The following is a 13084-nucleotide window of genomic DNA, read 5'->3' as shown; positions in this document are numbered from 1 at the left end:
TAATTATTACCCTAAAAAACGTACAAAAGTTTCACAAATACAGACCTTTACTTATATTTGTAGTATTGCATAATTCTTTATGAAACTAAACATTAAAAACGAAACGGGAAGGCTCAAATCAGTAGTTTTAGGTCAGCCCAATTCAATGGGGCCGGTTCCTACATTAGAGGAAAGCTATGATGCAAAGTCATACTACTCGATAGAACACGATATTTATCCTAAAGAAGAGGATATTCTCATTGAAATGAATGCTTTTGAAAAAGTTTTAAAAAAATATGAAGTAGAGGTTCTTCGTCCGAATGTCATCAAAAACTATAACCAGGTCTTTGCTAGAGATGTGGCTTTTGTCATTGATGATAAAATGATCATTTCAAACGTGATTGCAGATAGAGCCGATGAGCAGGATGCCTATAAAAAAGTTTTTGAAAAAGTGGCTTGGAGGAAAATTATTAATCTTCCGGAAACGGCTCATATTGAAGGCGGTGATGTGATTGTCTGGAACGATTTCTTATTTATCGGAACATGCTTCAGTGAAGACTACAGAAACTATAAAACAGCAAGAACCAACGAATATGCAATCGAAATCCTTAAAGAATATTTTCCAAAGAAAAGAATCATTGATCTTGAATTAAGGAAAAATGATAAGATACCATACGAAGGAATCCTGCATTTGGATTGTACATTTAATCCAGTGGGTAAAGATAAATGTATTATTTATAAGGATGGTTTTGTGGATGAAAGTGATTACCGCCTGATCATCGATATCTTTGGAGAAGAAAACTGCTTTCATGTAACAGCGGAAGAAATGTTTGAAATGTTCCCGAATATTTTCTCAATTTCCCCTGAAGTGGTGGTTTCAGATAAAGCTTTTACGAGAATGAACAATCACCTTAAAAATGAATGGGGTATGACGGTGGAAGAAATACCCTATAGAGAAATTTCCAAAATGGGAGGCTTATTGAGATGCTCTACAATGCCGCTTGTTAGAGAGTGATTTGAGTCGGAGTCGGAGCGTTTTAACGTAGGAGGGTAGAGAAGTTAGTCTTTCAATCTTTTTAATTTTAAAATCAAAAAAATGCAGACAACAGATACAGTTTTAATGATTGAGCCGATAGCATTCGGTTACAATGCAGAAACAGCGAAGAATAATTATTTTCAGGTTGAGCAGAAAGGATCTGATATTCAATCAAAAGCTCTGGCGGAGTTCAATACATTTGTCGGGAAGCTTAGAAATAAAGGAATTAATGTCATTACCATTAAAGATACCATCGATCCCCACACACCAGACTCCATCTTTCCAAATAATTGGGTAAGCTTTCATAATGACGGTAAAGTGGTTTTGTATCCTATGTTTGCATCCAACAGAAGGGTAGAAAGAAGAGAAGATATTATTGAAAGTATCAAAAATCAAGGTTTTGAAGTCTCTGAAATTGATGACTGGTCTTTCCCTGAAACGCAGGGTCATTTTCTGGAAGGCACGGGAAGCATGATTTTCGATCATGATAATAAAATTGCTTACGGTTCGGTTTCCTTAAGGTTAGACGAAAAATTATTCAGAGAGTTTTGTTTGAAAAAAGGTTTTACACCGGTAGTTTTTCATTCTTTCCAAACGGTGGGTACAGAGAGACTGCCGATTTATCATACCAACGTAATGATGTGTGTAGCAGATAAATTTGTTGTTATTTGCTTAGATTGTATCGATGATGAGCTGGAAAGGGAAAAGGTAATAGAAATTATTAAAAATTCCGGAAAAGAAATCATCGAAATATCTGAGAAGCAGATGCAGCAATTTGCAGGCAATATGCTTCAGATTCAAAATAAAGATGGCCAAAAATTCCTTGTTATGAGTGAAACGGCTTACAGATCTTTAACTTCAGAGCAAATTTCAAATATCGAAAAATACTGCGAAATCATCTATTCGGATTTAAATACCATTGAAGTGAATGGCGGTGGAAGTGCACGCTGTATGCTGGCTGAGGTTTTTCTTCCCAAAAAATAACCTTTGCAAATTGTATATAATCTTCTGACTTAAAAAATAAGTCAGAAGATTTTTTTGAAATCAATAGATCACCCTGTTTGTGATTCTAAATACGAAAAATACCCTTCAATGCTTCCGTATTGTACTTTGATCCAGCTCAGGGCAGACTGTATAGCCGTTAATCCTTCTCTGTTAAAAGAATAATCCATAGCTGATACGGCTTCGTTTCCCAGCCATACGGCTGATAATACCTTTATTTCTTTTTCAGAAAATAAGAAAGCCGAATCTTTTCTCAACAAAGGAATGGCTTTATCTTGCTCCCTTAATAGATGTTTAGGATCTTTCAGGGATAAAACCGAAAAGCTGTGATGGAGAAATTGCGGATACCAGAGTGGTATAATGAAGTTATTATTATTCATGAGTTTTTTTTCTACAATTCTGTAAAAATCATCCGGATGATTACTGTTGAAATAAAATCCAAGTTCTTTCAATCCGTACTTTTCAATGATTTCCATAGAAAAACGACTAATACCTGCGCCCATTCCGATTCCATCAATTTTCTTTTCCATGATTTTAGCAATTTCAGGGTTTTTCAAATCATCAATAGATTTTATTCCTTTTTCTGCCAAATAATCCGGGATTCCCCAAATACAATACGGTTCGTAGATGGGATTTAGCTCTATTACATTATCACGATAGGACTGAAGATAGACTCCATGACTTCCGGGAATCCATGCACTAATCAGGAGATCTACTTCTCCTGTTTTTTGAAGTTCAAACATTTTTTCATGAGGATGATAAATAGTTTTTACATCATATCCCCAATGCTTCAGAATAAGTTCAAAAACGGCGGCAGCTACCTTATGAAAAGAAAGGTCTATGGCCCCTAAGCAGATAGTCTTTTTTATCATTCGAGTTCAGCAATTATGTAGATTAAAACCGGTGCATTCAACGGAGCTTGGTAAACGCCTATAGCAGATCTCGTATGATATCCCTTTTCTTTAAAGATTTCATTAATCAGATCTGAAGCTCCGTTCAATACATCAGAATGTTGTATAAATCCATCGGCTGCCTGAATATGCCCATCTATCCTTATAATTCTTTTTATTCGATCTAAATCTCCGGCTGCTTCTTTAAGCTGAATGACTGCATTCATAGCACAGATTCGTGCACATTCATATCCCTCTTCTATACTCAGGTCTGTACCTATTTTTCCTTCATATGCAAGTGCTCCATATTGTCCATCTTTCCATGGCAATTGTCCGGATGTGTATACGGTTTTTTGTGAAATAGCCCATGAGGCATAATTCCCAATGCCTTTAAGAGACGATGGAAGTATAATGCCTTTTCTTTTTAATTGGTCTTCAATAACATTCATACTATTATTTTTTAAATTCTACTGTCAGGAATATTAGTATTGTATTCCCAATATTTTCAAGATTATGAATAAATGATTCTTTTCATTCAGTTTTTCAAAATAAGTTGTGTCTCCCGGATTCATATTGTGTTTCGTATACACTACCATCATTATACCATGATCTGGAACTACCTGAGGAAAGTGCAGACCAGAAATAACGGGAGGTATGTTTATGAAAAGGAAGTTTATGCCCTGGTGCGAGATGAATGCTCCAAACCCTGGATTCATTATTTTCAAATATAATGCTGGCACCCACGGAGAGGCTATTCGTAGCTTTCTTTAAAGCTTCTTTCTGTGCCTCTCCCCAAAAGATCCAATTTTTGGTAGGATTAATAATTTTTGTTTTTTTCATTACGAAGTATTGAATTATGTTTAACAAATCTAGTAATAAAGTAATTCTAAGTATTTCAAGGTTAATAGATGTTGTCTAAATTTGAAATTTTTAAAAATTAAATTATGTATAGTTTATACTTTGTTGTTGACTTTGAATCTAAAATTGTTTGAAACTTTAGATGGACCCTAAAAAAAGTTACTTAAATTTGTTCCGTAAGTTAAAATTATGAATATGCAGAAGTACTTATTTTTGTTTGTTTTTTTATTGGAAGTTGGTTTTAATGCCCAGCAAAAAACATTTTGTAATCCAATCAATATCGATTATGGATACACCCCCTTTGAAAATTTTTCAAAACAAGGAAGACACCGTGCCACAGCTGATCCTGTGATTGTTAATTTTAAAAACAAACTCTTTCTTTTTTCCACCAATCAGGAAGGGTATTGGTATAGCGATGATATGCTGGATTGGAAATTTGTGAAAAGAAAATTTTTAAGAGACAACAAGTATATCCACGATCTGAATGCACCCGCTGTTTGGGCAATGAAAGATACTTTATATGTTTTCGGATCAACTTGGGAGCAGGATTTTCCAATCTGGAAAAGCACAAATCCTACAAAAGACGACTGGAAAATTGCTGTTGATACACTGAAAGTCGGAGCCTGGGACCCTGCTTTTCATTATGATGAAGACAAAAACAAACTGTATTTATATTGGGGCTCAAGCAATGAATGGCCATTGCTGGGAACCGAAGTGAAAGTAAAAACCTTACAATCAGAAGGTTTTGTAAAGCCAATCATTAGATTAAAGCCTGAAGATCACGGCTGGGAAAGATTCGGTGAATATAACGACAATGTTTTCCTGCAGCCTTTCGTAGAAGGAGCATGGATGACGAAGCACAACGGAAAATATTATATGCAGTATGGTGCTCCGGCAACGGAATTCAGTGGTTATTCTGATGGAGTATATGTAAGCAAAGATCCTTTGGAAGGGTTTGAATATCAGCAGCACAATCCGTTCTCTTATAAGCCGGGAGGTTTTGCAAGAGGTGCGGGACACGGAGCCACTTTCGAGGATAATTACAAAAACTGGTGGCATGTTTCAACGATTTTTATTTCCACTAAAAATAATTTTGAAAGAAGGTTGGGAATCTGGCCTGCCGGATTTGATAAAGATGATGTCATGTACTGTAATACAGCTTACGGTGATTATCCCACTTACCTTCCACAATATGCTCAGGGCAAAGATTTTACAAAAGGACTTTTTACGGGCTGGATGTTATTGAATTATAATAAACCGGTTCAGGTTTCATCAACGTTGGGAGGTTATCAACCGAATTTAGCAGTTGATGAGGATATTAAGACCTATTGGAGCGCAAAAACAGGAAATGCAGGGGAATGGTTTCAAACGGATTTAGGTGAAGTTTCTACGATCAATGCCATCCAGATCAATTATGCAGATCAGGATGCTGAGTTTTTAGGAAAGACTTTAGGTAAAATGCATCAATATAAAATTTATGGATCCATTGATGGTAAAAAATGGAGTATAATTGTTGATAAAAGCAAAAATACAAAAGACGTACCTCATGATTATATAGAGCTTGAAAAGCTTGCCCAGGCAAGATTCCTGAAAATGGAAAACTTAAAAATGCCTACCGGGAAATTTGCATTAAGCGGTTTCAGGGTATTTGGAAAAGCAAGTGGAACAGCTCCGAAGAAGGTGGAAGATTTTGTTCCGTTAAGAGCTGACCCGAAAAAATATGGCGAAAGAAGAAGCATCTGGATGAAATGGAGACAAAACCCGGATGCAGACGGATATGTAATCTATTGGGGGAAATCACCAGATAAATTATACGGAAGCATTATGGTATACGGTAAAAATGAATATTTCTTCACCGGAGCCGATAGAACCGATGCTTATTATTTTCGGATAGAAGCATTCAATGCGAATGGTATTTCAGAAAGAACGGAAGTTTTTAAATCGGAATAAATGATTTAATATTAAAAATTAGATTTATTAAAAAAATATATATTTTTCAAAGCCAAAATCACGCCGTTGAAGTAATGTAAATAAAGAAAACCCACTGATTTCTCAATGGGTTTACCACAAAATAAAATATATGAAGAATGATTGCTTTATCTGGTTCTGTTTTTAATGGCATCAGAAGCGCTTTCAATATCTCTTACTTTTTTCACTTTCTGGTTTCCAAAGCTGTAGGTAAGGCTTACGGTGATGCTTCTTCTATACTGATCGTTTCTGATGTAATTGTAATTTCCGTTGGGCTGATAATCTTCAATTTCTACTACGTTGGTTCTTAGAACATCGTTCACGTTGACAGCGAAGGTCCAGTCGTTCCAGTTTTTCTTTAAGCTTAAGTCTAAACTCATTAAGTTTTTAAGCATTCCAAGCTCGATCTGCTGTTTGTCTACAAAGAAATAATTAACTCCCAAAAACCATGTTTTCTTTTTATCAAGACGGATGGTATTGTTGCTGGTCACCACAAAGCTTGTAGATTTCACATGATTTTCATAGACAAGTGGTTTTCCATCCTTATCTACAAAAGTGTCACCTGAGGTAGGGTCTTCGGCTAGGGTTCCGTTGTTGATATTGTGCTGGATTCCGGCGTTGAAGTTCAGGGTTAAATACTGCTTGAAGAAAGATTTCTGGATTCCCACCATGGCAGACATTTCCTGCTTATCCCCGAAGTTGGTCCTGATGTATCGTAAAACCTGGTTTTGCATTTCCACACTTCCGTCAGGCCTTTTCACATAGCCCTGCAGAGGCACCTGTGTGATCTGATCTTTAAAATAAGAATGGTTCAGGATCAGGAAATATGAATTTTTATACATATATGTTAATTCCTGATTATATGTGGAAGATGCTTTTACGAAAGGGTTATTCTGAGTATAATTAAATTCCGTAATATAGTTTCTAACAGGGTTTAGCTCCCAGAAGCTTGGTCTTCTCATCCTGCTGGAAAATGAATAAGAGATGTTGTTCTTATCATTGATGGCATAATTAAAGCTTAAATAAGGTAAAAGATTATTATAGTTTCTTTCAATTCTCTGATGTCTTTGGCTTTCCATGTCGTGGTACGGGCTGTCGGCCGTTCCTAAGCTGTTCGTGATTTCATATCTTGCTCCGGCTTTCCCGGAAAATTTGTCTGAAAATTTCTTTTCAAGCGTGATATAGGCTCCATAAATTGTTTCATCATAAATGAAATGGTTGAAATCTGGCTTTGGATTAGGATCTACGTTTTCTAAGCTTCCGTCATCTTTAAATAAATATGTGTAATTTTTGGTATCATTATCGGTTTTAGTTTTATTAAAATTTCCTCCTACGGAAAAGGTGAAATCATTTTTAAACTTTTGGGTATAATCTACTGTTCCGGAAAAGTTATTGATAATCTGAGGAATATCCTGGGTAATTGTTTTTACTGGGGTTAAAGCTTCATTTAAAGTATTATTTTTCGAAAACTGGAATCTTTTATAGTTAAGATAAGCCGCATTTATATTGAATTTGCTTCCTAAAGAATCAAGTTTTAGCTCATAATTTAAATTAACTGAATTGTTGTAGCTTCTTGCATCTTCTTTATTTTTTGTCCAGCTGCGTGTCGTTATCGGATTTCCGTTTTTATCAGGCTGTATCAGTATATTGTAAAGATCGATTGTAGAATTGTAGCTCTTATTGGCCCAGGAATTCCAGGAAAGTGCAAGGTTGCTTTTTTCAGTAAGCTGATAATCAATATTTAAATATCCTCCGATGTTTTTGTTCGGATCATCGATATCACCTACGGATTCATTTTTTACCTGATCTGTCCCGTTTCTTAAAATATAAGATTGTGGATTGATGTTTTCACCACCACTTAGACTGGCATTGATTCCTAATTTGTCTTTTCTATAATTTACGGAAAAGCTTGCGTTGCTAGCGTTGTATTTATTTTGAGTATTCGACATTCTCATGTTTCCGCTGGTACCGTCGCTCATTTTTTTCTTTAGAACTATATTAATGATTCCATCTGAAGATTCCACTTGATATTCACTTCCCGGAACGGTAATCACTTCTATTTTCTGAATATTTTCTGCAGGCGTGTTTTTTAGAAATTGTGTTAAAGATTCCGCATCCATATTGGTTTTTCTTCCGTTGATATAGATGATTGCGTTATTTTTCCCTACAATTTTCAGGGTTTTGTCATCGGTGGTAGAGAGAAGGGGAGTCTGCTTCAAAAGGTCGAATGTAGTATTCCCTTTTGAAACAGGTGATGCGGCTACATCATATACAAAACGATCACTTTGTTTTTTGAAGACCTGCTTAGTCATGGTAATCCCTTCAATGGTTTTAGTTTTTACCGTATCTTGTTTTTTTTCCTGGGCGAAAATAAGTCCGCTGAAAAATATGGCTGCGATGAGAATTGGCGTTTTCATGTTTTATATTTTAGAAAGTTTATTAGCTTGTATTTGTTATTATTTAATATTACAAAGATATATAATAAATTTAGTATCATGCAATACAAAGTACTGAAAATGTTTTGAAATATCATTTAACTTACTGATTTTCAATGGTAAAAATTTTAAACTGAATTTTTATTTTCAGTAGCTCTGCTATTTATATAGACAGTTAAAGATAAAATAATGTTACATCAAAACTTGAGAAACTATTTTGTGTTAAAAAGTAGATAATGAAATTTTGAACAAAGAATATGATCGGAAATGACTTAATTGATATTTAGTATCCAAAAAAGACATAAAAATGTATAGACTAATTATCAAAAGTATCTTAGTATTCCAGGTATAAAACTATTCTTCTATTGAAACCAGATAAAAATAAAATGTTATTTTTTTAATGGTACCTAATTAAACTTTGATTTAAGTTTTAAAAAGAAATTTTCAAAATATTTATAAGAGAAATGTGAAATAGTAAAAGTCAATAAAAATGTTATTGGATAAATAATCCATAAGCTGTCAAAGTAAATAGCCGCTCTTATTGCAATTGTCAATGCTATAAAATGATACATATAAATGCCATATGATATTGAGCCTAGATAATTTGTGATTTTATTTTCCAGCAAATTTTTAAACTTTTCGTTACAGGCAAGATTTACAATAATAATTGCAAAAAGAACAGCATAAATATCATAGTGGAAAAAGCCAAAATGAATACCAAAAATTAATAAAGCTATTGTGGAAGCTGAGGTTAAAATGAATATTGTGTTATTAAAAATTAGCTTTAAAAGTTTAAATTTTTTTGAAACTATTACAGCAAAAATACCTCCAATAGCCATACAATTTATATTAAAAAAATAAAGAAACCCGGAAATAATTGATTTGGAATGGAGGTTTATAAACTTTGAGGGATAATGTGTCTCATTTATCACATACTTTAAAAACCAGTATCCTAAAATGATTATGAGCATTGCAGGTAGCAATTTCTTTCGGAAAAATATAAATAGAAAAGGCCACAGTAAGTAAAATTGTTCTTCAGTAGCAATTGACCAGGTTTGTGAGGTATAAGGAACATCTTTATAAATTGGAATAGCAAGATTTGCAAAAATTGTTAAGTAGAAAAAAATGTTAGGAAACCTATTTTCGAGAACATTTGGGAAAATATCTTTATTAGGAATGTCAAAAAATGGAATATAGGGGTAAACAAAAAAACCAAGAATGATTATCAAATAATAAAGCGGCCAAATTCTGAGTACACGTCTTAAATAAAAATTCTTAATCGATATTTTTCCTTTAAGGTCAATTTCATGAAGCAAAAGTGATGTGATAAGGAATCCGCTTAAAACAAAAAATAATACAACACCCAATTTGCCTATTATTTGAAAAAATGGGATGTCCCATAAATTTCTTAATCCGAATAAATATTTATAAAGTTCAATATGATGAATGATAACTAATGAGGCTGCTATAAAGCGGAGGGAATTAAGATTAGGATAAATTTTTTTCATGGCTTCAAAAATAATAAAAATATCATTATTTAGCCGGCAATTGATGTAAAATTTAAATTAAAAATGAATAAATATTGTTTATTTTTGTTTTTAATATTTAATTTGATCTGAGTTCGGGATAAGAAACAGAATGGAAATGTTTTACAAGTAGCTGATATTGAAAAAAATATAATTAAAATGTCAGTATTTTAGCTTTTCATTCTCTAAAAATTTTGTAAAAACGAATTCAATATTTTTATTCACGCTGATTTTCTATACTGAAAACTAATAAAATGAACTAAGAAATACTATTGCAAATTTAAGTAGCGTTTATGTAAAATTTAACCCGAACTCAGGTTAATTTAATTATTTCGAATTTTTGATTATGAAAATTGTTCTTTTGCTAAAAATATTCAACAAAATTTTGAACAAAAATAAAAAGAGTAGGTTTTATTAGTTAATATAAAAAAAGAACCATTTATTGGTTCTCATTATTTTTATTCTCTGTCGAAACGGGCGAGTTTTTTATCGATCCAAATCGTGGCGAATGGAAAGAAGGCTGCAATTAAAGCAAAAATACTGTCTTCATCATCCCAAATATATATTTTCCTGATCGAAGTTAGAAAGAGAAGGTAAAGCGTAAAGAAAACCCCGTGAATGCTACCAATGGTACTGATGTATATAATTGGCAAGACACCGGTTGCATCTACACGTATCCAGGTCATCGCGGTAAAAAGAAAAAACCATGAAATTGCTTCTGCAAGACAAATGTGCTTGAACCATTTGATGACCTTTTCTTGAGGGTATTTTGAGAAAAATTGTTCTAAGAAATTCATTTCCGAAGTTGTGAGTTATATTTTAGATTATGAATTCTTGAGCTGCGCCCTAAATTCTGAAACCTCATCTCTAAAATGCAAATTTACATATAAAAACTGCTCCCATCCAAATATTCAAAAACTTCGGGGGGAAGCATGGGTCTTACATTTTTTCCTGTTTTAATCATATTCCGGATTTCGGTTGCAGACAACTCGATAACAGGAGCTTTGATTAAAGAAATATTCTCGTGTTGCAGATATTCGGAATCTTTTTTTTCACCTTCAAACATTCTTGGATACACAATAATGTGATGATTTTTAATCAAAGTTTCAGAATTTTTCCATTTATGCAGGCTCTCCAGATTGTCTTCTCCCATAATCAGGCTAAAAGAATAATCAGGATATTTTTCATGAAGATAAGTCAAGGTATCAATGGTATAGCTTGGTTGCGGAAGTGAAAATTCTACATTGGAAGCACGCATTTTCGGATAATTTTTCACGGCAAGCTGCACCATATCCAATCTGTTGTGATCCTTTAGCAGAGATTTTTTTTCTTTAAAAGGATTTTGCGGACTTACTACAAACCACAACTCATCCATATCGGAGTTTTCAAGAATATAATTCGCCAGAATTAAATGTCCAATATGAATCGGATTAAAAGAGCCGAAGAATAAACCAATTTTTTTCATGACTAAATAGTAGGGCTAATCCCTAAATTTAACGTCTTTAATATTCAAATAATGAGTCACGTTACCTTTCCAGTGATTTTCTTCGAGGGTGAAGGCTAGATCAAAACTTTTGGTTCTGAAATCATCAGCAAACTGGCCCAGTTTAAAGCCTACACATTCGATATTTCTTCCGGATGATTCCTGTTTTATATAAAATTTCAGGTGATTATTATCTTTACCCATTGTCTTGGTATAGCCGGAAACTTTCTGGTTGGTCAGAGCAAGGATAGGCTTCATATTATGAGGGCCGAAAGGGGCAAGTTTTCTATGGAAATTAATAAACTCCCGGTTCAGATCTTCGATATGCACTTCAGAATCTATCGTAATAGAAGGTTCTTTCTGATGTTCTTTTATTTTCTCGGAAACAACTCTTTCAAATTTTTCCTTAAATGCTTCAAACTTGTCTTTTTCCATGGAAAGTCCCGCTGCAGCGTGATGTCCGCCGAATTTTAAAAAATATTCGGAACACATATCCAAAGCTTCATGTACGTCAAAATCAGAGACAGATCTTGCAGAAGCTACCATTTCCCCATTATTCCCGTCGGTAAAGACAAGAGTAGGTTTGTAATAAGTTTCGATTAATCTTGAAGCTACAATCCCGATCACACCTTTGTTCCATTCCGGATGATAAACAATGGTGGTGAATTTTGTTTCCTGCTGCGATTCGATGATCTGGTTGAGTGCAGACATCGTGGAGTTCATATCCAGCTCACGCCTTTCATCATTAAGGTTCATGATGTCACTTACGATTTGATGGGCATGTTTCAAATTGTCTGAGACCATAAGCTCTACCGCTGCTTTTCCGTGAGAAATCCTTCCGGCAGCATTGATTTTTGGGGCAATTTCAAAAACGATATTTGAGATTTCGAAATGGGATAGTTTTTCATCAGGAATTAATAATCTTAATCCTAAATTTCTTGTTTTACGTAAAGTTTTAAGTCCCATTTTTGCCAATACCCTATTTTCACCGGTCATCGATACAATATCAGCGGCAATGGAAATGGCAAGTAAATCGGTAAGCTCAAAAAGTTCGGTTTCTGGAAGCTTATAGATGGTATTGAGCCCCTGACAGAGCTTGAAGCCCACTCCACAGCCGGAAAGTTCTTTGAAAGGATAGCGGCAATCGCTTCTTTTGGGATCAAGAACAGCAACAGCATCCGGAATTTCGTCACCCGGTAAATGGTGATCACAAATGATGAAATCAATGTTTAAGTTTTTAGCATAATTGATCATGTCTAAAGCCTTGATTCCGCAGTCTAAAGCAATGATCAGCGAAAAACCGTTTTCTTTAGCAAAATCAATCCCTTCTGTGGAAATTCCGTATCCCTCTGAGTTTCTGTCCGGAATGTAATAGTCTAAATATTTTTTCTCAACTATCTTGCTGAGGTATAAGTACATTAGTGCCACGGCTGTAGTGCCGTCTACATCATAATCGCCGTAAACCAGTATTTTTTCTCCATTTTCAATGGCGGTGGCAATGCGCTCAACGGCTTTTTGCATGTCTGCCATTAAAAAAGGATTGTGGATGTCGGCAAAGTTTGGTTTGAAAAATTCTCTGGCCTTTTGATAATTGTCAATTCCTCTGAGAACGAGGAGTTTAGATTCAAAAGTTCCAAAACCAAGAGACGAACTTAATCCGTCCACAATTTCTTCATCGGGTTCGGGCTTGTAAATCCATTTTTGACTCATTTCACAAAAATAAGGAAAATAAATATAAATCCTGAAAATAGTATTTGGTTATTATCCGGAGCAGTAAACAAATCTTTTTTTTAAATGTGATGAATTTTAATGTGAATAATTAAAATTCGCATAGTGGTGAATTTTATTCATTTAAATGTATTAATAATTAATAATAATTTTTCATTTTTTGTTTTATCATAGTTAAA

At 34.1% G+C, this 13084-nt stretch carries 11 protein-coding genes; 3 read left to right on the top strand and 8 right to left on the bottom strand.

What is annotated here, in order from left to right:
- Positions 1 to 79: 79 nt before the first annotated feature.
- Positions 80 to 994 (top strand): dimethylarginine dimethylaminohydrolase family protein, encoded by a 915-nt coding sequence (locus BW926_RS02835; protein ID WP_076444007.1) that lies wholly within the window; start codon positions 80 to 82, stop codon positions 992 to 994.
- Positions 995 to 1075: 81 nt separating this feature from the next.
- Positions 1076 to 1999, top strand: a complete 924-nt coding sequence (gene ctlX, locus BW926_RS02830) for a citrulline utilization hydrolase CtlX (protein WP_076444005.1) — start codon at positions 1076 to 1078, stop codon at positions 1997 to 1999.
- A 68-nt stretch (positions 2000 to 2067) separates the two neighbouring features.
- Here the strand turns inward: ctlX and BW926_RS02825 are convergent, their stop codons facing one another.
- The 3 genes from BW926_RS02825 to BW926_RS02815 form a co-directional block, all read right to left on the bottom strand.
- Positions 2068 to 2889 (bottom strand): glycine betaine ABC transporter substrate-binding protein, encoded by an 822-nt coding sequence (locus BW926_RS02825; protein WP_076444003.1) that lies wholly within the window; start codon positions 2887 to 2889, stop codon positions 2068 to 2070.
- Positions 2886 to 3356: a RidA family protein gene (locus tag BW926_RS02820; RefSeq protein WP_076444001.1), complete on the bottom strand. Its 471-nt coding sequence runs from the start codon at positions 3354 to 3356 to the stop codon at positions 2886 to 2888. Before BW926_RS02820 ends, BW926_RS02825 begins: the two co-directional genes overlap by 4 nt.
- 94 nt (positions 3357 to 3450) lie before the next feature.
- Entirely contained in the window at positions 3451 to 3747 is a 297-nt protein-coding gene (locus BW926_RS02815) for a hypothetical protein (RefSeq protein ID WP_076443999.1), read from the bottom strand.
- Positions 3748 to 3960: 213 nt separating this feature from the next.
- Here BW926_RS02815 and BW926_RS02810 point away from each other — a divergent pair, with 213 nt between their 5' ends.
- Positions 3961 to 5715, top strand: coding sequence for a discoidin domain-containing protein (locus BW926_RS02810; protein ID WP_076444182.1), 1755 nt, complete (start codon positions 3961 to 3963; stop codon positions 5713 to 5715).
- 146 nt (positions 5716 to 5861) lie between these two features.
- Here BW926_RS02810 and BW926_RS02805 read toward each other — a convergent pair whose 3' ends face one another.
- The 5 genes from BW926_RS02805 to recJ form a co-directional block, all read right to left on the bottom strand.
- Positions 5862 to 8150, bottom strand: coding sequence for a TonB-dependent receptor domain-containing protein (locus BW926_RS02805; RefSeq protein ID WP_076443997.1), 2289 nt, complete (start codon positions 8148 to 8150; stop codon positions 5862 to 5864).
- A gap of 425 nt (positions 8151 to 8575) precedes the next feature.
- Positions 8576 to 9676 carry an acyltransferase family protein gene (locus tag BW926_RS02800; RefSeq protein ID WP_083672245.1) on the bottom strand — a complete coding sequence of 367 codons (1101 nt, stop codon included), beginning with the start codon at positions 9674 to 9676 and terminating at the stop codon, positions 8576 to 8578.
- A 476-nt stretch (positions 9677 to 10152) separates the two neighbouring features.
- The gene (locus BW926_RS02795) at positions 10153 to 10491 is read right to left on the bottom strand and encodes a DUF3817 domain-containing protein (protein ID WP_076443993.1); all 339 of its coding nucleotides are present in this window, start codon (positions 10489 to 10491) and stop codon (positions 10153 to 10155) included.
- Positions 10492 to 10574: 83 nt separating this feature from the next.
- Positions 10575 to 11159 carry a nicotinate (nicotinamide) nucleotide adenylyltransferase gene (nadD, locus tag BW926_RS02790; protein WP_076443991.1) on the bottom strand — a complete coding sequence of 195 codons (585 nt, stop codon included), beginning with the start codon at positions 11157 to 11159 and terminating at the stop codon, positions 10575 to 10577.
- A 15-nt stretch (positions 11160 to 11174) separates the two neighbouring features.
- Positions 11175 to 12887, bottom strand: a complete 1713-nt coding sequence (recJ, locus tag BW926_RS02785; RefSeq protein ID WP_076443989.1) for a single-stranded-DNA-specific exonuclease RecJ — start codon at positions 12885 to 12887, stop codon at positions 11175 to 11177.
- Positions 12888 to 13084: the final 197 nt, after the last annotated feature.

It is taken from the genome of Chryseobacterium sp. RU37D (assembly GCF_900156075.1).
Taxonomy (GTDB): domain Bacteria; phylum Bacteroidota; class Bacteroidia; order Flavobacteriales; family Weeksellaceae; genus Chryseobacterium.
This window is presented reverse-complemented; position numbering and strand designations above follow the sequence as displayed.